The organism is Limosilactobacillus sp., assembly GCF_041859915.1.
Taxonomy (GTDB): domain Bacteria; phylum Bacillota; class Bacilli; order Lactobacillales; family Lactobacillaceae; genus Limosilactobacillus.
This window is the reverse complement of record NZ_JBFLGB010000028.1, coordinates 1-20581: the sequence shown is the minus strand read 5'-3', so window position 1 is coordinate 20581 and position 20581 is coordinate 1. Positions and strand designations below refer to the sequence as shown.

27 protein-coding genes and 1 pseudogene are annotated in these 20581 nt (G+C 40.6%); 21 read left to right on the top strand and 7 right to left on the bottom strand.

Features of this window, described 5'->3' with window-relative positions; genetic code table 11:
• Positions 1-278: 278 nt before the first annotated feature.
• The 5 genes from ACEYV4_RS05390 to ACEYV4_RS05370 all read right to left on the bottom strand — a co-directional run bounded on the left by ACEYV4_RS05390 (position 279) and on the right by ACEYV4_RS05370 (position 5635).
• Positions 279-1382 (bottom strand): helix-turn-helix domain-containing protein, encoded by a 1104-nt coding sequence (locus ACEYV4_RS05390; protein ID WP_373842354.1) that lies wholly within the window; start codon positions 1380-1382, stop codon positions 279-281.
• Between the two features lie 208 nt (positions 1383-1590).
• Positions 1591-2700 (bottom strand): D-2-hydroxyacid dehydrogenase, encoded by a 1110-nt coding sequence (locus ACEYV4_RS05385; RefSeq protein WP_373842353.1) that lies wholly within the window; start codon positions 2698-2700, stop codon positions 1591-1593.
• A 38-nt stretch (positions 2701-2738) separates the two neighbouring features.
• The gene (locus ACEYV4_RS05380; protein WP_373842352.1) at positions 2739-3497 is read right to left on the bottom strand and encodes a glucose 1-dehydrogenase; all 759 of its coding nucleotides are present in this window, start codon (positions 3495-3497) and stop codon (positions 2739-2741) included.
• 135 nt (positions 3498-3632) lie between these two features.
• A complete protein-coding gene (eutJ, locus tag ACEYV4_RS05375; RefSeq protein WP_373842351.1) occupies positions 3633-4484 on the bottom strand; it encodes an ethanolamine utilization protein EutJ in 852 nt (283 codons plus the stop codon).
• A gap of 107 nt (positions 4485-4591) precedes the next feature.
• Positions 4592-5635 (bottom strand): helix-turn-helix domain-containing protein, encoded by a 1044-nt coding sequence (locus ACEYV4_RS05370; RefSeq protein WP_373842350.1) that lies wholly within the window; start codon positions 5633-5635, stop codon positions 4592-4594.
• Between the two features lie 228 nt (positions 5636-5863).
• Between ACEYV4_RS05370 and ACEYV4_RS05365 the strand changes: the two genes are divergently transcribed.
• The 20 genes from ACEYV4_RS05365 to ACEYV4_RS05270 all read left to right on the top strand — a co-directional run bounded on the left by ACEYV4_RS05365 (position 5864) and on the right by ACEYV4_RS05270 (position 18336).
• The gene (locus tag ACEYV4_RS05365; protein WP_085650372.1) at positions 5864-6142 is read left to right on the top strand and encodes a BMC domain-containing protein; all 279 of its coding nucleotides are present in this window, start codon (positions 5864-5866) and stop codon (positions 6140-6142) included.
• Between the two features lie 108 nt (positions 6143-6250).
• Positions 6251-6967 carry a propanediol utilization microcompartment protein PduB gene (gene pduB / locus ACEYV4_RS05360; RefSeq protein ID WP_373842349.1) on the top strand — a complete coding sequence of 239 codons (717 nt, stop codon included), beginning with the start codon at positions 6251-6253 and terminating at the stop codon, positions 6965-6967.
• A 29-nt stretch (positions 6968-6996) separates the two neighbouring features.
• Complete coding sequence (locus ACEYV4_RS05355) at positions 6997-8673, top strand: propanediol/glycerol family dehydratase large subunit (protein WP_373842348.1); 1677 nt, start codon at positions 6997-6999, stop codon at positions 8671-8673.
• 18 nt (positions 8674-8691) lie between these two features.
• Positions 8692-9384 (top strand): propanediol/glycerol family dehydratase medium subunit, encoded by a 693-nt coding sequence (locus ACEYV4_RS05350; RefSeq protein ID WP_373842347.1) that lies wholly within the window; start codon positions 8692-8694, stop codon positions 9382-9384.
• 13 nt (positions 9385-9397) lie between these two features.
• Positions 9398-9925, top strand: a complete 528-nt coding sequence (locus ACEYV4_RS05345; RefSeq protein WP_373842346.1) for a diol dehydratase small subunit — start codon at positions 9398-9400, stop codon at positions 9923-9925.
• A gap of 20 nt (positions 9926-9945) precedes the next feature.
• The gene (locus tag ACEYV4_RS05340; RefSeq protein WP_373842345.1) at positions 9946-11793 is read left to right on the top strand and encodes a diol dehydratase reactivase subunit alpha; all 1848 of its coding nucleotides are present in this window, start codon (positions 9946-9948) and stop codon (positions 11791-11793) included.
• Positions 11783-12136: a glycerol dehydratase reactivase beta/small subunit family protein gene (locus tag ACEYV4_RS05335; RefSeq protein ID WP_373842344.1), complete on the top strand. Its 354-nt coding sequence runs from the start codon at positions 11783-11785 to the stop codon at positions 12134-12136. Before ACEYV4_RS05340 ends, ACEYV4_RS05335 begins: the two co-directional genes overlap by 11 nt.
• 14 nt (positions 12137-12150) lie before the next feature.
• The gene (locus ACEYV4_RS05330; protein WP_373842343.1) at positions 12151-12705 is read left to right on the top strand and encodes a BMC domain-containing protein; all 555 of its coding nucleotides are present in this window, start codon (positions 12151-12153) and stop codon (positions 12703-12705) included.
• Between the two features lie 11 nt (positions 12706-12716).
• Entirely contained in the window at positions 12717-13013 is a 297-nt protein-coding gene (locus tag ACEYV4_RS05325) for a BMC domain-containing protein (RefSeq protein WP_373842342.1), read from the top strand.
• 37 nt (positions 13014-13050) lie between these two features.
• Positions 13051-13554: a PduM family microcompartment protein gene (pduM, locus tag ACEYV4_RS05320; RefSeq protein WP_373842341.1), complete on the top strand. Its 504-nt coding sequence runs from the start codon at positions 13051-13053 to the stop codon at positions 13552-13554.
• Entirely contained in the window at positions 13542-13811 is a 270-nt protein-coding gene (locus tag ACEYV4_RS05315; protein ID WP_373842340.1) for a EutN/CcmL family microcompartment protein, read from the top strand. Before pduM ends, ACEYV4_RS05315 begins: the two co-directional genes overlap by 13 nt.
• Before the next feature lie 14 nt (positions 13812-13825).
• A complete protein-coding gene (locus ACEYV4_RS05310) occupies positions 13826-14413 on the top strand; it encodes a cob(I)yrinic acid a,c-diamide adenosyltransferase (protein WP_373842339.1) in 588 nt (195 codons plus the stop codon).
• Positions 14403-14876, top strand: a complete 474-nt coding sequence (locus ACEYV4_RS05305) for a heme-binding protein (protein WP_373842338.1) — start codon at positions 14403-14405, stop codon at positions 14874-14876. Before ACEYV4_RS05310 ends, ACEYV4_RS05305 begins: the two co-directional genes overlap by 11 nt.
• Before the next feature lie 3 nt (positions 14877-14879).
• Positions 14880-15095, top strand: a complete 216-nt coding sequence (locus tag ACEYV4_RS05300; protein WP_373842337.1) for a hypothetical protein — start codon at positions 14880-14882, stop codon at positions 15093-15095.
• Between the two features lie 15 nt (positions 15096-15110).
• Positions 15111-15455 carry a BMC domain-containing protein gene (locus tag ACEYV4_RS05295; RefSeq protein WP_047768418.1) on the top strand — a complete coding sequence of 115 codons (345 nt, stop codon included), beginning with the start codon at positions 15111-15113 and terminating at the stop codon, positions 15453-15455.
• A 136-nt stretch (positions 15456-15591) separates the two neighbouring features.
• Complete coding sequence (locus ACEYV4_RS05290; RefSeq protein ID WP_367333328.1) at positions 15592-16374, top strand: tyrosine-protein phosphatase; 783 nt, start codon at positions 15592-15594, stop codon at positions 16372-16374.
• 30 nt (positions 16375-16404) lie between these two features.
• The gene (locus tag ACEYV4_RS05285; protein ID WP_367333327.1) at positions 16405-16959 is read left to right on the top strand and encodes a cadmium resistance transporter; all 555 of its coding nucleotides are present in this window, start codon (positions 16405-16407) and stop codon (positions 16957-16959) included.
• Between the two features lie 16 nt (positions 16960-16975).
• Complete coding sequence (locus tag ACEYV4_RS05280; protein WP_053003033.1) at positions 16976-17512, top strand: NADPH-dependent FMN reductase; 537 nt, start codon at positions 16976-16978, stop codon at positions 17510-17512.
• Positions 17513-17695: 183 nt separating this feature from the next.
• Positions 17696-18061, top strand: coding sequence for a type II toxin-antitoxin system RelE/ParE family toxin (locus ACEYV4_RS05275; RefSeq protein WP_047768412.1), 366 nt, complete (start codon positions 17696-17698; stop codon positions 18059-18061).
• A 2-nt stretch (positions 18062-18063) separates the two neighbouring features.
• A complete protein-coding gene (locus ACEYV4_RS05270; protein WP_047768410.1) occupies positions 18064-18336 on the top strand; it encodes a helix-turn-helix transcriptional regulator in 273 nt (90 codons plus the stop codon).
• A 252-nt stretch (positions 18337-18588) separates the two neighbouring features.
• Here ACEYV4_RS05270 and ACEYV4_RS05265 read toward each other — a convergent pair whose 3' ends face one another.
• Entirely contained in the window at positions 18589-19020 is a 432-nt protein-coding gene (locus ACEYV4_RS05265) for a EutP/PduV family microcompartment system protein (RefSeq protein WP_047768408.1), read from the bottom strand.
• A 59-nt stretch (positions 19021-19079) separates the two neighbouring features.
• Positions 19080-20075 (bottom strand): D-2-hydroxyacid dehydrogenase, encoded by a 996-nt coding sequence (locus tag ACEYV4_RS05260; protein WP_047770106.1) that lies wholly within the window; start codon positions 20073-20075, stop codon positions 19080-19082.
• Positions 20076-20290: 215 nt separating this feature from the next.
• Between ACEYV4_RS05260 and ACEYV4_RS05255 the strand changes: the two are divergent.
• A pseudogene (locus tag ACEYV4_RS05255) lies at positions 20291-20581 on the top strand (lactate dehydrogenase); the annotation flags it as partial.

Here is a 20581-nt window from a genome sequence, read left to right as displayed (position 1 = left end):
GACCTAGACCAATTACGCTGATAAAAGAAGAAATTAGGTTTTTAGTATCGTGCTCTGCCTGGATTTGAGTTATACTTTTCATTGCGCAAGACTCCCTTTCTACTTGTTTTTGGCGATTTAAGTATAACGCGAGAGTTCTTGCGTTTTCTATTTTTATAGTGAGGAAGCTCAGGATCACGGCCAATTACCGTAATTCTGGGCTTTCAAGTTTCAGGTAGATATTAAAAGAGCCACGAGCATTCTTAAACACTCGTGGCTCTTTTGTAATGTAGCAAAGATTAGCTTTGTGTATAAATCCATTGAATAACTGATTTATCACCGACCGTAATTCCTGTTGATGGAATTGTTGGTTGGTGACAGTTGACATCGTACAACCACCCACCATTTTCATTTTGGCCAATTGCATTGCCTAGACCATCAATAGCATAAATATATGGATAACCATTGTTATTATTAACGGTAAATTTAATTCCTTTATTTTTAAAAAATTGTTTTGAAACAGAATAAACTGACTGATTATTTAACCAAGTAATATCACGCGTAATAGTATAAACCTTTTCAATACGTGGATTTTGCATTCGATAGGCAAGTGGGGTAATATTGCATTTTTGTTTAAACATCTTAGTAAAATAGCTTGCCTGAGAAAAGCCAAGATTGTGAGCAAGCTTGTTAATCGGCGTATTTGTTAATAATAATTGTGCTCTTGCAATTGCGATTTTACGGATATTTACATAATCAACAAAATTAACTTTAAAGTAACTTTTAAATAGGCGACTGATATATGAAGGGGATAAGAAGACATGCTGAGCGACATCTTTTAAAGCTAATGGCCGGGTAATATTATTATCGATGTAGGCAAGGGCCTTATTAAGGTTAGTTTTTACATTGTCAGTTCCTAGAGTAACTGTAGAATTAGCATTTTGAGTAAAAAGAGGTGTATGAAATTGTTGTTTATTTTTCCTATGGTTTGATTTGCCATTATTAACAAGATTAATAGGTCTTAATGCGCTGAAGTAGTATTTAACTTCTTGAATATCAAGTGCATTTAAAACATGAATAATGCCCCAAGCTAATTGCTGATTTGTACTGTTTAAATAACTTTGGTACATTAAAATCTGCTCTTTAGGTATATTGTCTATATTTAAAACAAAAAAGCCGGATAGTGATCCGTTCACAACGATAGGGAAAATGGTAGAGGTAAACAAATGACATTTAGAAAGGTATTTATAAATATCTCTTGGTTCACTAAGTACTTGCTGACGGTCAATAATTACCTTTTGAGGAGAATAGAAAAAAGCATTAATATTTGTTAGCCTTGAAAATGTTGAAAGTAAGTTTTGTACACGCTCATTAAAGCTAGATAAAGATGATAAATTCGGCATTTGTGGAACCCCTTACAAGATTTTGGTGCTAATATTTAACACTTATGTTAAAGAAAAAGAAATATTATGTCAATTAATCGCTAAGTTTCTTATACTTTTTACTAGAATAGTAAGATTTAGTGTATAAAAAAGTAATACCCCCTAAGACTAGAATCACAACAAAATGGTAGTCTTAGAGGGTATTTTGAATTAATTCAAATATATAAGTCTAACCAACCTTGACAGGAGTATCAGGCTTTAGCCCATTAATCATTTGACAGTTGTTCTTGAAAGCGTTTAATACCATGTTACGAACTGCATGAGTAGTGTAGAAGGCGGTATGTGGTGTTACTAATACATTTGGACGGTCGATTAACTTCTTCAAACGGGCGTCTGGGAACTTCTTTCCACGCCAGTCAGCATTGAAGATACCAACTTCGTCTTCATAAGTATCCATTACGAAGCCAAAAATTTTACCACTATCAAGTCCAGCAATAACAGCATCGGTGTCAACTAATGCACCCCGGGAACAGTTTACAAGCACTACATGATCTTTCATCTTGGCAATTGTGTCCTTATTAATCATGTGGAAGTTTTCTTTTGTAGCGGGAACGTGAAGAGAAATTACGTCTGATTGTGCATAAAGCTCGTCAAGACTGTTAACGTAATAGCCTTGCTTCTTTAATTCTGGGTTTTCAAATGGATCATAGGCGATTACTTTGGCACCAAATCCTTCCATGATTTGCATGTAAACCCGGCCAATGTGACCTGTACCAATTACACCAACTGTTTGGTCACGAACTTCGCGGCCAATAGTTGGTGCCCAGCGAAGATCACCATTTGCGACTTTTTCGTCCATTACTTTAGTTTGACGGAGAATCCGGGCTGTTTGGATTGCAGCATGTTCGGCAATAGCATTTGGTGAATAAACCGGTACGTTAGTAATTTCAAAGCCAAGTTCTTTTGCCTTATCCATGTCAATGTTATCAACACCGACATTCCGAAGAGACATCTTAGTAACACCTTCGTCAGCAAGTGCTTGAAGAGTATCAGCAGTGTAATCGAGTTGTTGGTAAACAACTACACCATTGGCACCCTTAGCATACTTTGCTGTCTTAGGCGTAAGCAATTCATCAGTGTATCCAACTTCAATGTTAAGGTGCTTACTTGCCCATTCCTTAACATATGGTTCTTCGTCTTTACGAATACTGTAAGCAAAAATCCGCTTTTTGCCTGTTGTATTAGTATTCTTTGGAGCAGGTGAAGTTCCCTTTTCCTTTGATTCTGAGATAACTTGTTTAACAATCTCTCTAATTAAATCTTCATTAACTTCTGCCATTAGAAATTCCTCATTTCTTAAAATCAGTCACTCTTATTTTATTGTGCTGTGTAACCTCCATCGACAACGAATTCAGATCCCGTACTGAATGATGATTCATCAGATGCAAGGAATAAGGCCATATTTGCAACTTCCTTTGGCTCAGCTAAACGACCCATTGGGTGAAGAGAAATCAGGTGATCCTTAACTTTTGGATCAGTCTTTTCCAGGTTCTTAACTAGAGGAGTGTTAACGTAGCCAGGGTGAACGGAGTTAACACGAATATCGTAACCCTTTCTAGCACAGTCGAGAGCAGCCGACTTAGTCAACAGACGAACGCCACCCTTAGAAGCGTTGTAAGCAAAGAGGTATGGGTCACCGATTAATCCTTCGATAGAACAAAGGTTAATAATCGAATTCTTTTCATGATTATTCTTCATTGCCTCGATACCATACTTAACACCCCACATAGTCCCGGTGAGGTTAACACCAATAGTGGTGTTCCAGTTTTTTTCATCCATTTGTTCAATATCGGCATAAACACCGATACCAGCATTGTTAACGATAATGTTTAACTTACCGAATTTAGCTAAAGTTGCTTTGATAACACGATCCCAATCTTCACGCTTTGAAACATCCTGTTGCATGAAAACAAGCCGATTAGGGATAAGCTCTTTTTCTAGATCATTCCCGGCTTCCTTTTCAATTGCGGTAAATACGACTTTAGCGCCTTCTTCAGCAAAACGCTCAACAATTGCTTTACCAATACCTTTTGAGCCACCGGTAACGAGTGCAACCTTACCTTCCAAACGTCCCATATACAAAGCCTCCATTCAAAAGTTTAATACAAAGTAATTATATAGCACTAAATGAAAACGTGTAAAGCGATTTCAAAAGGAGAAAATAGGCATTATTGGGTAATAAATTGCGAAATCTTGCTAATTAACAACTTTTTACTTTTTTGTGTCAAATAGTGCAATTCCTAATGGAGTGACAAATTCGGGATATTTGGGCTTTAGAACAGACTCACCAACCACGCTTGAGAAGGCACTCTCAAAGTCACTAAAGTTAGTAGCACCGCCGACAACAATTATAGGGCTTGTTACTAAGGAACCAAGGGAAGTCAAAATAGAGGCCATTTTTTCGACCACAGGTCTGATTACCATAAATACTTCGTCTTCCTTTTTCTTGTTCCGCTTCAGCTTTTCTGCTTCTTTATTACTAATATGATATCTGCCACCCAGCACAAGAGTCATGTGGAAACCACCAGTTGGTTCATCAATAACCTTGACGATTTTTTGGTTTTTAAAAATAGTAATTCCTGTTGTCCCACCACCAATATCAACAACAGTTCCATTTTTAATTCCTAGAAAATTAGCAGCAGCTGTTGGTTCATCTATGACGTTAGTGCATATAAAACCGGCCTCTTCAATTACATTACTAACGATTTTTTTGCTTTTCTCACCAGTTTGTGGTGGAATTGCGCCAGCTGCTGTTAAGAGAGGGACACCAAGTGCTTTCTCGGCCTTTTCTTTTAATGATTTAAGGATCATAACCGAATCCATAAAGTTGACAACAATTCCATCTCTAACAGCATTATCGTAGGCAAAATTGCCATAAATAATTTTATTATCTTTATTCAAAACAGTAAGGACAATTGATGATGTACCAAGATCGACACCAACTTTTAAGTCGTTAGAATTTAGCTTTTTTTTATCAGTATTCTGCATTATTTTGTCTTTATTGACAATTTTCGCAAAATCACATAATTTCTTATTTGCTTCGGTTAAATTGAAATCGCTCATAATATTCCATACCTTTCACAAGAATGACTTAATAAATTACGTAAGTATTAGTAAATTAATTTAATTATAAGCCATTATTACAGAAATATGAAAGCGCTTCAAACATATTACAAATTAATATGAATCCACTGAATTACAGATTTATCTCTAACGTACAGGTTACCCGGCAATACATTTGGTTGTTTGCCATCCACTAAATAGACCCAACCGCTACTATCGCTGTGCGTTGAAAATTCACCAATTGATGATATGTATGGAGAGCCATTTAAACTTTGAGTTTTAGTTGGAATTCCCTTTTCTTGAAAGTAGTGCTGGGATACTGCATAGACGGATACATTATTCTTCCATTCTATTTCGCGATGAATAGTGTAGATTTTATGTCCTTGATATTTTTTTCGGAATTGTAGTGGTGTTACTCCAGTTTTTTCTTTAAATACTTTATTAAAATAACTTGCCCGTGAAAAGCCAATCTCTTTTGAAATACCATTAATAGATTTTTTGGTAAGGATTAGTTTTTCTTGGGCCAAGGCAATTTTACGAATACGGATATAATCAGAAAAATTAACTAAGAAGTACTCTTTAAAAAGCCGACTGAGATATGCGAGGGACAAGAACGTATGCTTAGATACATCGGTAAGGGTTATTTTTTGATTTATTCTTTCTTCCGTATAGGCAAGTGCATTATTAATATTTTCAATTTCTGCTTTTTGCCCTGTTTTTTCAACTTTATTAAATGACATACTCCGTCCACGATAATTAGACGAAATAAATTGAAATAGTGCAATGCTTTGATTTAATTGGTCAATTTTTAATGGACTGAGAATAGCAATATTTTTAAAATAGGCACCCAGAATTTTATGTGCAATTGTCTCTAATGATGTTTGATAGAGACTTAGAGTTTCTGAAGAATTAGCATTAATGTTTGCAATAAATATTCCAGCTATTTTTTTATTTGTTATAAGCGGGAAAAAAGTTAATGCCTTTTCTGAGAAAAGCGTATTGATTCGTTGAGAATCGAAAATGTTTCTTTTTCGATCAAATAATTGTAATGCATTATCAATAAATGCAAGATTAACTTTCGTTAGTTGACAAAAAAGTAACAGAATCTTTTCAATGTTAGTTCTGTAAACAGTAGAAGGAGAGTAGTTCATTAAGAGGGCCTCCTTTATATAAAAGCGGAAGTTTTAGCTATAAGAACATAGTAAATTAATATTATACAAATATCAATTATATGTAATAAATAATGCCAATATTTTGATAATTACTAGAATATAAGGATATAAGGTGTCAAGAAATAATTAATCACTTGTTATATAATAAACTTGTGTTGAAGCAAGCGCTCTCAAGCGCGGCATTAATAAATTTAGGAGGCTTTCTTTATGGAACAAGAAGCACTTGGAATGATTGAAACAAAGGGATTAGTACCTTCAATTGAAGCATCAGATGCCATGGTAAAAGCTGCCAATGTAACACTGATTGGCCAAGAAAAGATTGGTGCTGGTCTTGTAACAGCAATGGTTCGTGGAGATGTTGGTGCCGTTAAAGCTGCTGTTGACGCAGGTGTTCAAGCAGCTGGCAACATTGGTGAAGTGGTTTCCAATTACGTAATCCCACGTCCGCACACAGATGTTGAAAAGATCCTTCCACATAAAGAATAATTAATAAATTGGTTCTTATTTTGTTTCAAGTGGAGGACAAATAAGAACCTTTTTGATATTTAAAATCATAAAAGATGTTCTTTGTGAAGAGTTCCAGGAGGTAGTTTTATGATTGATTTTTTAAACTCTACCAGTGTTGCACCAGAGTTTGTTGGTGCTGATAAAGCTGGGGATACAATCGGATTATGCATTCCGAGTGTAGATCCACAACTTTTAGAGAAAATGCATGTAAAAAAGAAGTACACAGTATTAGGGATTATTAGTGACCGTTCTGGTGGAGGCCCACAGCTTTTCTCACTAGATGAAGGTATTAAATCTACAAATACTGAATGTGTTGATGTTGAATGGACCAACGATACAAAAGGTGGCGGTGGCCAAGGATGCATGATTGTAATTGGTGGGTACGACCCATCTGATGTACGTCAGGCTATTAAGGTTATGTTTAAGAACCTTCACCACTTCTTTGGTGACGTTTATAACAACGATGCCGGACACGTAGAATTACAATACACTGCTCGGGCTGCCGGTGTTCTTACTGAAGGCCTCGGTGCTGAAGAGGGAAAGGCATTTGGAATCTTAAATGGTTGTCCTGCTGCAATTGGTGTTGTCATGGCGGATACAGCACTAAAAACAGCCGGTGTAAAACCAATTTCGTTTGGAACTCCAAGTCATAATGGAAGTCCTTCTAACGAAGCTTGTCTCACAATTTGTGGTGATTCTGGTGCAGTTCGTCAAGCAGTCATTGCCGGACGTGAACGTGGCATAGAGTTATTAGGTCAAATGGGTGATAAACCAGTTAATGATTTTCCATCATATATTCATTAAAGTTCTTATTTAATGAGGAGGAATAATTAATGAAGCGTCAAAAACGATTTGAAAAAATGGAGAAGCGTTCTGTTAATAAGGACGTTATTGTAGATGAATGGCCTGAAGAAGGTTTTGTTGCTATGCATAGTCCTAATGACCCTAAGCCAAGCATTAAGATTGAAAATGGCGTAATTACCGAAATGGATGGTAAAAAGCGTGACGACTTCGATTTGATTGATATGTACATTGCTAATTACGGTATCAACATTGAAAATGCCGAAAAGGTAATGGCAATGGATTCAACTGAAATTGCCCGGATGCTTATTGATCCAAATGTTTCCCGGAAACAAGTTTTGGAAGTTACGACCGCGATGACTCCTGCTAAGGGGCAAGAAGTAATTAATCAACTTGACTTTGGTGAAATGATTATGGCTGTTAAGAAGATGCGTGAACGTCAGAAGCCAGCTAACCAATGTCACGTTACTAATTTCGTTGATAATCCTGCTGAATTAGCTGCTGATGCCGCGGAAGCTGCATTACGTGGTTTCGCTGAAGAAGAAACCACTGTTCCAGTTGCTCGGGATGCACCTTTTAACGCTCTTTCTGTTCTGGTTGGTTCGCAAACTGGTCGGCCAGGTGTTCTTCACCAATGCTCTGTTGATGAATCAACAGAATTGCAACTGGGGATGCGTGGATTAACTTCTTATGCTGAAACTATTTCTGTTTATGGTACCGATAAAGCATTTACTGATGGTGACGACACCCCTTGGTCAAAGGGCTTCTTAGCATCTTGTTATGCTTCACGGGGAATTAAGATGCGGTTTACTTCTGGTTCTGGTTCTGAAGTTCTGATGGGTTACCCAGAAGGTAAGTCAATGCTTTACTTGGAAGCTCGTTGTGTTCTTCTTGCTAAGGCCTCAGGTGTTCAAGGTACGCAAAATGGTTCTTTGAGTTGTATCTCTATCCCAACTGCCGTTCCAAATGGTCTGCGTGAAGTACTTGGTGAAAACTTACTTGCTATGATGTACGACCTCGAATGTGCTACTGGTAGCGACCAATCATTCTCTCACTCACCAATGCGTCGGACGTGGCGGTTTATGGGTCAATTCTTAGGTGGAACTGACTACATTTGTTCTGGTTATGGTGCTGAACCAAACTCAGATAACTCATTTGCTGGATCAAACGAAGATGTTTATGACTACGATGACATCTACTACTTGCAGCGTGACTATGGTCAATCGTTTGCTATCCACTCTATTAAAGAAGAGGATGCTATTAAGATTCGTCGGAAAGCTGCAAAGGCTCTTCAAACAGTATTCAAAGGTTTAGGATTACCAGAAATCACGGATGAAGAAGTTGAAGCTGCAGCATACGCTGACGTTCACGAGGATATGCCAAAACGTGATCGGATTGCTGACATGCGGGCCGCTCAAGAATTAATGGATCGTGGAATTACTGCGGTTGACGTAATCAAAGCTCTGTATGATGGCGGATTCAAGGATGTTGCTGATGCTGTTCTTAATCTTCAAAAGCAAAAAGTTGTTGGTGATTACCTTCAAACATCATCTGTTTTTGATTCTAACTGGCATGTTGAATCAGCTGTTAATGAAGGTAATAACTACCAAGGCCCAGGCACAGGTTACCGTCTTTACAAAGATAAAGATGAATGGGAAAAGATTAAGAACATTCCACAGGCTATCGATCCGGAACACTTTGACATGTAAAAGTGAGGAGGATAATTTATGGTCGATATAGATGAAAACTTGGTTCGTCGAATTGTAAAAGAAGTTTTAGCACAGACTCAAGTCGACACTCCGATTGATTTTAGCAAAGATAATAATACGGTAAACAATGAAAAGCCAGTCTCAGACTCGGCGGTTGCCGAAAAGAATGTGTCTTGGTTCCAACCTGTTGGTGTAGCTAAGCCTGGCTATTCTAAAGATGAAGTTGTAATTGCAGTTGCACCAGCATTCGCAACTGTTTTGACCGAAACTGAATCAAAGGTTTCACACCATGAAGCTTTGCGTCAATTGATTGCCGGAATTGAGGAAGAAGGGCTAAAAGCCAGAGTGGTCAAAGTTTATGACACATCAGACGTTTCCTTCATTTCAGCAGAAGCAGATAAGATTTCCGGATCTGGTATCGCAATTGGTCTCCAGTCTAAGGGGACTGCAATTATCCACCAAAAAGATCAAGAAGCATTGAACAACTTGGAACTGTTTGGTGAAGCACCAGTTGTTGATGAGAAGATGTTCCGTGAAATTGGGAAGAATGCCGCACGGTATGCAAAGGGCGATTCCCCTGAGCCTGTTGCACAACCTAATGATCAAATGGCACGTCCTAACTTCCAAGCAATTTCCGCTATCTTACACATTCGTGAAACACGTCAAGTTGTGCCAGGGAAACCTGCTGAAGAAATAAAGGTAACTATCTAGGGGAGGACTTATAATGAGCGATCTAAATGATTTAGTTTCTAGTATTGTAAAACAAATGGGCGACCAAGCTGGACAACCAGCAAGTTCAAACGCTCATAGCACTAACTCTGCTGCTCCCAAGGGTGGTAAATATGGGGTAAAAGATTATCCTCTGTATGAAAAACACCATGATGAAATTAAGACACCATCAGGAAAATCACTGGATGATGTAACCCTTGAAGCTATTTCTAACAACCAAATTGATCGTAAAGACTTACGGATTACTCCTGAAGCTTTAAAGATGCAAGGTGATGTTGCCGGTGCTGATGGTCGTAAGACTTTACAGATGAACTTCTATCGTGCTGCTGAATTAACTCGGATTCCGGATGACCGTTTGCTGGAAATGTATAACGCATTACGTCCATACCGTTCCACCAAGCAGGACTTACTGGATATTGCTGACGAATTGCGTACAAAGTATGATGCCAAGATTTGTGCGGGATGGTTTGAAGAAGCAGCTAAGTATTACGAAAGCCGCAAGAAACTTAAGGGCGATAAATAAAGAAGATCAGGTGTTTGGATATGGCGGTAGAAAAGGTTATTGGTGTCGATATCGGAAATTCTTCTACTGAGGTTGCATTAGCAAATGTAGCTGATAACGGTAGTGTCGATTTTATTGCCTCCGGTATTGCAGCTACTACTGGTATTAAAGGAACTAAGGAAAACCTAGTTGGAATTAAGGACTCAATTAACCAGGTTTTAAACAAATCAAATTTAACAATAAATGATATTGATTTGATTAGAATTAACGAGGCCACACCGGTAATTGGTGATGTGGCAATGGAGACCATTACAGAAACCATTGTTACTGAATCAACAATGATTGGCCATAATCCTGATACACCGGGTGGACTTGGTACTGGTTCTGGTACCACAATTCCAATTCTGGACTTAGCAAAGGAAACGGACAGGTCCAAAAATTATATTGTTATTGTTCCTAAACAAATCGATTTCGAGAATTGTGCAAAATTAATTAATGCATATACAGATGCAGGTTATAAGGTTGTCGCAGCAATCTTACAAAATGATGATGCTGTTCTTGTAGATAATCGGTTGAAGGAAAAGATCCCAATTGTTGATGAAGTTGAAATGATTGATAAGGTGCCTGTAAACATGCTCGCTGCTGTTGAGGTGGCTGGACCAGGACAGGTTATCTCACAATTATCAAACCCATATGGTATCGCAACTTTATTCAATCTAAATCCAGAAGAAACAAAGAATATTGTTCCAGTTTCACGGGCATTAATTGGGAACCGGTCGGCGGTCGTTATTAAAACGCCGGCTGGTGATGTAAGGGCCCGGGTTATTCCAGCAGGTAAAATCATCATTAAGGGTGATGCTGGTACTGATGAGGTCGGTGTCTCTGAAGGTGCCGATGCAATCATGAATACAGTATCTAAGTACCGAAACATTCAGGACATCACTGGTGAATCTGGTACAAATGTTGGTGGAATGCTGGAAAAGGTTCGCCAAACGATGGCGAACTTAACTGGAAAGAGTAATCGTGATATAGCTATTCAAGATTTGTTAGCTGTTGATACTCAAGTGCCAGTAAAGGTCAAAGGTGGATTAGCCGGCGAATTCTCAAATGAATCAGCTGTTGGTATTGCTGCTATGGTTAAGTCTGACCACTTACAGATGGAAGTCATTGCTAAGCTAATTGAGAAAGAACTGAATACCAAAGTTGAAATTGGTGGTGCGGAAGTTGAGTCGGCTATTCGTGGAGCACTGACAACACCTGGGACAACAAAACCAATCGCTATTCTAGATTTGGGTGCTGGTTCGACAGATGCTTCAATTATTAATAAAGAGAATAAGACTGTTGCCATTCACTTAGCAGGTGCGGGTGACATGGTTACGATGATTATTAATTCAGAACTTGGATTAGATAATATCCACCTGGCTGAGGATATTAAGAAGTATCCTTTAGCTAAAGTTGAAAACCTGTTCCAGATTAGGCACGAAGATGGCTCTGTTCAATTCTTTGATGATCCACTTCCTTCAAACTTATTTGCTCGGGTTGTTGTTATTAAACCTGATGGATTCGAAATTGTTACTGGAAATCCAAGTATTGAAAAAGTGAAGTTGATTCGTCAAAGTGCTAAGAAGAGAGTGTTTGTAACTAATGCTATTCGTGCTTTGCAATATGTTAGCCCAACTGGCAATATTCGTGATATTCCATTCGTTGTTATTGTTGGTGGTTCAGCACTAGACTTTGAAATTCCACAGTTGGTTACTGATGAGCTGTCACATTATAACTTGGTTGCTGGACGTGGGAACGTTCGGGGAGTTGAAGGGCCAAGAAATGCTGTTGCGACAGGATTAGTTCTCCGCTATGGTGAGGAAAGAAGGAAGGAAAATGGCAGATAACTCTGAGAAGCCAACAATTGTTATCGGCTTAGATAGTAAAAATCCTTCCGCTAGTGTGAAACTAAAGCCACTATTGAATGGTATCGAAGAAGAACAGATTCCGGTTAGTACACGAAGTATTTCGGTGGACGATGTTGTAAGTAGAGCATATCAAGCAGCATTATCCTCAAGATTAGATGTGGGGATTGCTTATGATGGAAATAGATATATAGTTCATTATAAGAACCTTCCTGAAAAGAAACCGTTATTTGACTTTAACATTGACGATAATGTTAATCTACGAATTTTGGGTGCTAATGCAGCTCGCTTGGTAAAAGGAATACCTTTTAAGAAGTTACAATGAATGGGGATATTATTATGGAAGCGTTAGGATATGTAGAATGTAATGGCCTATCCAGCGCAACCGTTGCTGCTGACCGAATGCTAAAAACTAGTGATGTAAAACTTAGTCGAATTCAAAATGCTAAGAACGGTTGGATAACGCTAGAGTTTAAAGGTGATATAGCAGCATTGAAGGTTGCCGTTGAGGCTGCAAAGCAAGCTTTACCACAAAACTATGTAGCTGGACTTGTAATTGGTAGTCCATCAGAAGGATTAGATAATCTGGGTGATTCAGGTGTTACAGATGTAGCACCAAGGGGCTTTAACCCTGAAAAATATAATCCAGACGGATCAATAAAAGAGTGGGCTGTTTTTGGGCCACATGAACATACCGCGACTGAGGTTGATGTGACTCCTGTGCCTGATGAAGATAGTTCAAACGCAGAAGATAAAGACGATACTGATGCGGGAGAAGAAGCTAAGAATAATGATGAAAAAGCCACGTGTAATTTATGTGGAGACCCTAAGTGTCCTCGTAAATTAGGTGAGCCGCACGTAAAGTGCATTCATTATAACGATTTGAAGAAATAGGAGGATTAAAAATGAACAATGCTTTAGGAATGATTGAAACTAAAGGGTTAGTAGCATCAATTGAAGCAGCCGATCAAATGGTCAAAGCTGCTAACGTTGAAATGACTGGTCAGGAAAAGATTGGTGCTGGTTTGGTAACGGTAATGATTCGTGGAGATGTTGGTGCCGTAAAGGCTGCCGTTGATGCTGGTATTCAAGCAGCACAAAACGTTGGTGAAGTTGTATCATCATACGTAATTCCACGTCCGCACAGTGAAGTGGAAAATATCTTGCCACACGCCGAAGAAAACCATGAAGAAGCAGAATAATCGAAATAATTAAATAAAACTGATTGGAGGTGTGCCAATGGATGACTTAATTAAACAAGTTATTGAAAAATTAAAGAAGCGACAGAATAGTAATGCTTTTCTCTCCTTTAATAATTTATCATCTCCACCAGGTAAACAATTATTTATCGACAATAGCTGCGTTATTTTAAAGAGCATTTCTATCCAGTTTGTTAAGGACTTATATGCCCTTAAAACGAGTAATCCGTGGGTTTCATGGGTGCTTAATGGCATTAACTTAGGAATCCACTTCTATTTACAAATCAGTGAAAATATTGTTAGTTTTGTTCCCCGCTTGATGGTTCTGGATTGGCCAATCGATTTTATTATTAATGATCAGACTCTTATTACTGCTAGTTATAGTAATATAATATCTAGAAAAGAGATTGCGTCACTGCCCGATAATGCTGTTCTTATTAGAATACATGAACAAAAGTTGAGTGATGAAGCGATAGAATTATGTAATGAGAAGAAAATAAAAATAATAGTTAGGACTGAAAAAGATTGTATATGGCTAAAGTAATCGGTAGTGTAGTTTCTACCCAAAAGGATCCATCACTGATTGGAAAAAAATTAATGATTATTCGGCCGATAGATTCTGATCAAAAACCAATTAGGTTTGAACAAATTGCTGCGGATACTGTAAATGCTGGGATAGGCGATAACGTACTAGTTGTACGGGGTGCTGGTGCTCGACGGGCCGATGGAGCATCTCAAAGTAATACATCCGATGTTAATGATTGTACAATCGTCGGAATAATCGATAGTTTTGATAAATAATAAGGTGGTTAGCTATGGCAATTTACACTAAAGGTGGTGACAAGGGTAAAACAAGTTTATTTGATGGATTAAGGGTTGATAAGGATTCAGTCAGAGTTGAGACTTATGGAACTTTTGATGAACTGAATGCCAATATTAGTTTGGCTGAAAAATTCTGTAAGAGCTCTGAGAATAAAACCTTATTACGATCGGTTGAATACAAAATGTTTTACCTTCAAGGCGAAATTGCAACTAAGGATACTAAAAAGTTTTTGGCAGAAAGTAAAATAATTACGGATGCCGATACGCATATGCTTGAGAAAGTAATCGATAAGTATACGTCCGAGTTGCCACCAGTTCATAATTTTATTTTACCGGGATCAAGTGTTGCCGGTGCTCAACTTCATATTTGTAGAACCGTATGTCGTCGAGCAGAACGGTCTTTTGTAAGGTTATCTCGAACAACAGAATTTCGCCCTGAATTAGAGCGCTATATTAATAGGCTTTCTGACTTTCTTTATATAGTGGCCCGTTCTGAGGACTATGAGGACTTAGTAGACCGCGTAACTGAGAAAGTGATTCAAGTCTATTCAAAACTTAGGGATGTGCGTAATGATGAATAATAACCAGTTAACAGAAATAGTTAAAAAGGTCGTTGCGGATCAACAGAAAGATTACTTTTCTCTAGAAAAAATGGAAAAGGTAATTAACGCAGCGGTTGCTCATGCAAATCGGCTTAACATTGGTGTAACAATTGTAATTATGCGTAATGATCAAGTCGTTCAAATGAGTTATCATATGCCGAATGCTATTCTTGTAAGCAGCACAATGGCTCCTAAGAAGGCGTGGACCGCTTTAGCAATGAAGATGCCAACTAAAGATTTAGCAAGACAAGTTCAGCCGGGTGCACCACTTTATCAAATGGAGACGATGATGGACGGCAAGTTTACCTCTTGTGGAGGAGGAAGACCGTTGATCGTTAAGGGCAAACTTATCGGTTCCATTGGTGTTAGTGGTGGAACAGTAGAACAAGACCATGCCATTTGTACAACCGCTGTAGACGCCTTTTTGAAAGAGAGTGAGTAGTATATGGATCAATCAAAGCTTGAAGCAATGGTGAAAAATATTCTTTCTGAAGAATTAGGAAAGCAAAATAATGCAACAGATGATAGTGGTATTTCACCATTGTTAAAAGACATTCGTGATTCTGTTCAAGCAAAGATTACGAATGGCCCAGTAGAAGATGGTAATAGTTCATCACTTCTTGAAAATATTAAGAATGATGTTGAAAAAAGCATAAACTAAGAGAGATGTTACTTCATGAGTCGTAATATTGAGCGTACAATCCAGGAATATGTTCCTGGTAAACAGGTAACGTTGGCACATATTGTCGCCAATCCTACTCCCGACATTTACGAGAAGCTGGGGATTCAAACGCCAAAGAATGCGTTAGGAATTTTGACCATTACGCCAAGCGAGGCGTCAATCATTGCTGGCGATATTGCTACGAAGTCGAGCAGCGTTACGCTTGGGTTTATAGATCGGTTCAGCGGCTCAGTAGTAATCGTTGGAGAGGTTGCAGAAGTCGAATCAGCTCTAAAGAATGTCATCACTAAGTTGCATGACTTACTGGGATTCGACATTCCTGAAATAACAAGGACATAGTGTTTCAATCATGTGCGAAGCCTCCTACTAATCTTAGGGTGCCTTAACGTGTTACCGAAAAAGTGATTGAAATTAAAAATGGGGCTGGAGAATTACAATTTTCCAGCCTTATTTTTCACAGAAATTAGGGATAATTATGAGTAAAGAACTTAACATTGCTAACGGCGTCAATATTCGTGACCTTGGTGGCTACCCAACTGTCGACGGGACAATGGTAAAGAAACATCAACTTATCCGGAGTGGTTACCTGTCGGACCTTACTTATAAGGACCAGCGAGCCCTTTATGATTACGGTGTACGGACGATTATTGACCTGCGGACCACCGCAGAAGTTCACCAGTATCCGGACCGCCTCCTACCCACGATGAAGGCCATCCGGGTACCCATCCTCCAGGAAAGAATGGGGGATGCGGTCGTGCGAAAACGGGTCTTCAAAGGCCCCGTGAACAATCCCCAGGCCGGCTTTGAACACATGCTCCGCCTTTACCTCCGACTGGTGGCCTCACCGGAAGCCCAGCAGTCCTACCACCGCTTCCTAACGGCCCTAGCCACCGCCCTGCCTAATGGCGGTATCCTGTTTCACTGCTCCACGGGTAAGGACCGTACCGGAATTGCGGCAATGATCGTCCTCCACCTTCTGGGGGTCACGCCAAGGGCAATTCGCCAGGATTACTTACTGACAAATGAATTGTCGGCCGTGCGGGTTAACCAGCGAATGAGTGAGGCCCGCCAGGTTAGTGTTGCTCCCGAATACCTAAAATCAATTTTCGACATTTCAACGGTTCGCCCACTTTATTATGACTTCGCTATGGCGGCAATTAAGTACTTATACGGTGACTTTGATTCGTACGCTAAAAAGCAGCTAAACGTAAACGACGGGCTGGTTAAAGCTTTACGCAGCAATTGCTTAAGTGATTAATATTTCTCAGGACAGGGGATGGTGCGGTTAATGAGCATGTTAGCAATCATTATGGTCTATGTGGGCATTAATATTGATACCTTCATCGCCTTGCTGTTTGTCATTCGTCGTTACCGCATCCTCACGCCAATGGTTGGCTTTATCTTGGCGGAAACGGTTCTATGGATAATTGGGGTGGTGCTCGGCAAGACCATCACGACCATCTTCCCCGACTGGATTACGGGCCTGATGGGCTTTGTCCTCTTGTACCTCGCCTTCCGTTCAGATGATCAGGAGGTCCAGGAGACCAAGAACGGTATCCTTAAAATATTTTTACTTTGCCTGAGCCTCGGTGGCGATAATCTGGCAATTTATATTCCCTGGGCGGGGCCCCTGCATATGTCGGCAATCCTGCTCATCACGGTCGTGTTTTTAGTGAGCTCGGTCATTGCCATCTACCTGATAAAGTTGATATCAAACCTGCGACCATTGACCTTTGTTTTGGAAAAGTACGGCAGTTATTGTACAAGAATTATATATTTTTGCGCCGGCCTCTATATTATTTTTAATAGCCGGGTGCTGGAGCACATTGCCGCTCTACTGTGAGTAAGGAAGTGATAGGATGGTAAATATTGGCGTCCTGGTCGGGAGCCTTAGTAAACATTCTTATAGTCAAAAAATTGCTAATCATTTAATGACGCGGTCACCGGCGGTCAAATTCGTCCAGGTCAATTATGACATTTTGCCGCTGTATAACCCGGACCTAGAAAAGAAGCCGCCGTTAGAGTGGCAGGTTTTCCGGAAGGTAATCGATAAGATGGATGCGCTCCTTATCGTCACCCAGGAATACAATTTCTCAATCCCGGGTGGGTTAAAGAATGCGATTGACGTTGTCTCGGTACCTTCACCGCGTCCCCACATTTATCACAAGCCGGTCTTGCTGGTGACGGACTCGTCGGGGAGCCGTGGTGGGGCGAACGCCAATGCCCATATCCAGCAGATGCTGCGCTACATGGGGATGGACGTGATGAACGCGTTCATTACGATTGGCAATGTTCAACAGGACTTTGACGCCAACGACCGGTTGATTAACCACGATGTAATGACGGAATTAGATAACGCCCTGAATGACTTCATTAAGGGACTAGATGCCAAGTAGGGTGTCGAGTGAGCTCATGTCTTCGGACGTGGGCCTTTTTCTTAGGTTCTTTGTCGATTGGTAGGATGAAAAGAGTAATTAGCGCCAGTAAGTGACTGTGTAAGGTGATTTTGATTGTAATTATAATCTATTTGCTATATGATAAAAGTATAGCAAATAGATTATAATTCAAGGATTATATTTATGTATCAAATTGACTTTTATGAAGATAAAACCGGTTACTCAGATGTTGGAGAGTATATAGAGCACCTTGACAAAAGTAACCAAAAACAAGATCATCAGGTTTTGACAAAGTTGGTGTACCAACTAGAGCTGTTATCCCAGTTGGGGAATCAAATGCATGAACCCCAAGCTAAATTCCTGAAGGGATATCGTCATCCATTGATGGAACTAAGACCCATGCCAGAAAGGTTCTTCTACGCAAGTTGGAATCAAAATCGATTTGTGATTCTTAGTCACTATAAGAAGAAGCAGAATAAAACAGACCCACGTGAAATTGAAGAAGCATTAGATCGGTTAGATGATTGGTTGGAAAGAAAGGGGAAATGATGATGGCAACGTGGAACGATATGAAGAGTAATCTTACTTCAATTAAGTCGGATGAAATGACTGCTATTGAGAGTCTTGCTTACTTGCACGCTCAAAGGGTCAAGAAAGGAATCTCGCAGGTTGAGCTTGCCAACCGTATTGGAATGAGCCAACCACAACTAGCGAAAATTGAAAACATGTCCTCAATCCCTAGTTTTAGTACTTTAACGCGATACGCTAAGGGACTTGGGCTGGTTGCCACGGTTTCTTTTAAACCAATGGCTACTACGATTTAGTTAAGATTCAAATGAAGCTGGGAAAAGCATCAGAGTGCGTCTTTGGCTAGTATAGGGCATTCGCTGCCACTGAATGAGCCAGCGCCGTAATCAATGGACTTGCTTCGCGGCGCTAGACACTAGGAGCACGCTTTTTTTCCGCGATTACTGTATAATATTCGGAGAACTAAAAGACCGATGAAGGACAACCGCCTTCACCGGTCTTTATTATTTCCTACTTGTGTAAGGACGGGCGACCTTTTCCGACATCCACTAGTCGTTCTTTAGTGCTTCTCGTACTTGGTCAATGTTTTGCCCCGTCATTGATGAGATGGGGATGACTTTCTTGACGCCCGCGGTGAGCAGTAATTTGCGGGAGTACTCAATATCATCAGCCGTGGCCTTATCTATCTTGGTCACCAGACCTAAAGTTGGCTTAGGAAAGGCAGAACAGAAGCCGGCCGGGTAGATGAGGCGGCGGTCAGTCGCACTCTGCAAGAGGACCACAATGTCGGCGTCAGTTGACGTTGTCCGCAGGTAGCGCATCATATTGTGGTGCTCCATGTACTCACCGGGAGTATCGATAAAATTAGCCGAAAACTCCAGTGTCTGGGTCTTGTCATACTGAATTTTTTCATTCTTAAGTCGTTGCATTAGCGTGGTCTTACCACAACCGATGGGGCCAATCAACATTGCACGTTTCATTAGTATCACCTCACACCCTCATCATACTATTAATTGGCACAAATAACAGCGCTTTCACCCTAGTCAACCCGAAACTTGCTATCACCGGTTTCGAGGACCTCCAATGTAGCGGCTAGACCGCCCTCAACGAGGTTCTTAACGGCTTCATCAGTATAGTAGGCGATGTGGGGTGAGTAGACGATCTTGTCGTTATCGAGGACCTTTTGGAACAGTTGGTCGTCAATCTGCTTTCCCCGCATGTCGTTAGGGACGTAGGGGCCTTCTTTTTCGTAGACGTCCAATCCAGCCGAATCTAGCAGTCCCTCGTCTAGTGCCCGCAGGAGGTCGGCCGTGTCAACCAGGGCGCCGCGGGCCATATTAACCAGGATAGCTCCCGGTTTGAACTGCTTGAATAGGTCGTAATTGAACATGTGGTGGTTCTCAGCGGTGGCGGGCATGTGGATGGTGACAATGTCGGCGTCCTTAACCGCGGCGTTGACGGAATCCTGGTAGTCAATGAAGGAACGGAGTTGGACGTTTGGGTAGAGGTCGTAGCCAACGACCTTAGCGCCAAAGCCGTGGAAGAGCTTGGCGGTCAAAGCCCCAATGTGGCCGGTTCCGATAACGGCCACGGTCATGTTACCGACAACCCGGCCCTGAATTGGCGGCTGCCAGGTGAAGTTGTGTTCCCTGACTCGTTGCTGGATTCGCGGTACCCGCCGGACCAGGTCTAAGGCGGTCGTCACCGCGTACTCGGCGATTGATTCGGGTGAATAACTCGGGATGTTAGTGATGATGATCCCATTCTTCTTGGCCTTTGCTAGGTCGTACATATCAAAGCCGGCACTCCGTTGGGCAATTTGTTTGATGCCAAATGACTTTAACTTTGCGTAGGCGTCTTCGGGTAGGTCCGCGACTTGCAGGGTTGTGACCCCGTCGTAGCCCTTGATTCCGTCGACGGTCTGTTCATCGATGATTTCGTCCGTCATATCAACCCTAACGTGGTGGGTACGGGCCCACTGTTGGGCGATTGGTTGCTCCTCGGCGCGGGCGCCAAACATCTTGATCTTTGTCATTTAAAATTCCTCCTCATAAATGTGAACGCTTCCATATTCGATTATATCAATCAATAGAGACCGATACCAGCAACAGACTTTAAATAATTAAGTTACAACAGGCCAGAATTGAGACCTGCTCTTGATTTAAAGACATAATTTCCGGATAATAATAAATTATTAAAATGAAATGGCTAAACTCGCTTATTTTATAGCCAGAGAAGGAGAAATTGTTAATGAGTAAGATTTTTGCATATGGTATTCGGCAGGATGAAGAACCATTCTTGAAGAAGTGGGCCGGTCAGCACCCGGAAGTTGACCTTGACTACACTGACCAGTTACTGACCCCCGCAACCGCCAAGCTTGCTGCGGGCGCCGATGGGGTGGTTGTTTACCAGCAGCTGGATTACACGCCAGAAGTCTTACAATCGTTAGCAGACCTGGGAATCACCAAAATGTCCCTGCGGAATGTTGGGATCGACAACATTGCCCTCGACAAGGCGAAGGAACTCGGCTTCACCATCACC

What these genes read in the sequence shown, in the direction of transcription:
- ACEYV4_RS05390 (WP_373842354.1), bottom strand. Translation starts at nt 1,382, where the DNA reads ATGCCGAATTTATCATCTTTATCTAGCTTTAATGAGCGTGTACAAAAC.
- ACEYV4_RS05385 (WP_373842353.1), bottom strand. Translation starts at nt 2,700, where the DNA reads ATGGCAGAAGTTAATGAAGATTTAATTAGAGAGATTGTTAAACAAGTT.
- ACEYV4_RS05380 (WP_373842352.1), bottom strand. Translation starts at nt 3,497, where the DNA reads ATGGGACGTTTGGAAGGTAAGGTTGCACTCGTTACCGGTGGCTCAAAA.
- eutJ (WP_373842351.1), bottom strand. Translation starts at nt 4,484, where the DNA reads ATGAGCGATTTCAATTTAACCGAAGCAAATAAGAAATTATGTGATTTT.
- ACEYV4_RS05370 (WP_373842350.1), bottom strand. Translation starts at nt 5,635, where the DNA reads ATGAACTACTCTCCTTCTACTGTTTACAGAACTAACATTGAAAAGATT.
- ACEYV4_RS05365 (WP_085650372.1), top strand. Translation starts at nt 5,864, where the DNA reads ATGGAACAAGAAGCACTTGGAATGATTGAAACAAAGGGATTAGTACCT.
- pduB (WP_373842349.1), top strand. Translation starts at nt 6,251, where the DNA reads ATGATTGATTTTTTAAACTCTACCAGTGTTGCACCAGAGTTTGTTGGT.
- ACEYV4_RS05355 (WP_373842348.1), top strand. Translation starts at nt 6,997, where the DNA reads ATGAAGCGTCAAAAACGATTTGAAAAAATGGAGAAGCGTTCTGTTAAT.
- ACEYV4_RS05350 (WP_373842347.1), top strand. Translation starts at nt 8,692, where the DNA reads ATGGTCGATATAGATGAAAACTTGGTTCGTCGAATTGTAAAAGAAGTT.
- ACEYV4_RS05345 (WP_373842346.1), top strand. Translation starts at nt 9,398, where the DNA reads ATGAGCGATCTAAATGATTTAGTTTCTAGTATTGTAAAACAAATGGGC.
- ACEYV4_RS05340 (WP_373842345.1), top strand. Translation starts at nt 9,946, where the DNA reads ATGGCGGTAGAAAAGGTTATTGGTGTCGATATCGGAAATTCTTCTACT.
- ACEYV4_RS05335 (WP_373842344.1), top strand. Translation starts at nt 11,783, where the DNA reads ATGGCAGATAACTCTGAGAAGCCAACAATTGTTATCGGCTTAGATAGT.
- ACEYV4_RS05330 (WP_373842343.1), top strand. Translation starts at nt 12,151, where the DNA reads ATGGAAGCGTTAGGATATGTAGAATGTAATGGCCTATCCAGCGCAACC.
- ACEYV4_RS05325 (WP_373842342.1), top strand. Translation starts at nt 12,717, where the DNA reads ATGAACAATGCTTTAGGAATGATTGAAACTAAAGGGTTAGTAGCATCA.
- pduM (WP_373842341.1), top strand. Translation starts at nt 13,051, where the DNA reads ATGGATGACTTAATTAAACAAGTTATTGAAAAATTAAAGAAGCGACAG.
- ACEYV4_RS05315 (WP_373842340.1), top strand. Translation starts at nt 13,542, where the DNA reads ATGGCTAAAGTAATCGGTAGTGTAGTTTCTACCCAAAAGGATCCATCA.
- ACEYV4_RS05310 (WP_373842339.1), top strand. Translation starts at nt 13,826, where the DNA reads ATGGCAATTTACACTAAAGGTGGTGACAAGGGTAAAACAAGTTTATTT.
- ACEYV4_RS05305 (WP_373842338.1), top strand. Translation starts at nt 14,403, where the DNA reads ATGATGAATAATAACCAGTTAACAGAAATAGTTAAAAAGGTCGTTGCG.
- ACEYV4_RS05300 (WP_373842337.1), top strand. Translation starts at nt 14,880, where the DNA reads ATGGATCAATCAAAGCTTGAAGCAATGGTGAAAAATATTCTTTCTGAA.
- ACEYV4_RS05295 (WP_047768418.1), top strand. Translation starts at nt 15,111, where the DNA reads ATGAGTCGTAATATTGAGCGTACAATCCAGGAATATGTTCCTGGTAAA.
- ACEYV4_RS05290 (WP_367333328.1), top strand. Translation starts at nt 15,592, where the DNA reads ATGAGTAAAGAACTTAACATTGCTAACGGCGTCAATATTCGTGACCTT.
- ACEYV4_RS05285 (WP_367333327.1), top strand. Translation starts at nt 16,405, where the DNA reads ATGAGCATGTTAGCAATCATTATGGTCTATGTGGGCATTAATATTGAT.
- ACEYV4_RS05280 (WP_053003033.1), top strand. Translation starts at nt 16,976, where the DNA reads ATGGTAAATATTGGCGTCCTGGTCGGGAGCCTTAGTAAACATTCTTAT.
- ACEYV4_RS05275 (WP_047768412.1), top strand. Translation starts at nt 17,696, where the DNA reads ATGTATCAAATTGACTTTTATGAAGATAAAACCGGTTACTCAGATGTT.
- ACEYV4_RS05270 (WP_047768410.1), top strand. Translation starts at nt 18,064, where the DNA reads ATGGCAACGTGGAACGATATGAAGAGTAATCTTACTTCAATTAAGTCG.
- ACEYV4_RS05265 (WP_047768408.1), bottom strand. Translation starts at nt 19,020, where the DNA reads ATGAAACGTGCAATGTTGATTGGCCCCATCGGTTGTGGTAAGACCACG.
- ACEYV4_RS05260 (WP_047770106.1), bottom strand. Translation starts at nt 20,075, where the DNA reads ATGACAAAGATCAAGATGTTTGGCGCCCGCGCCGAGGAGCAACCAATC.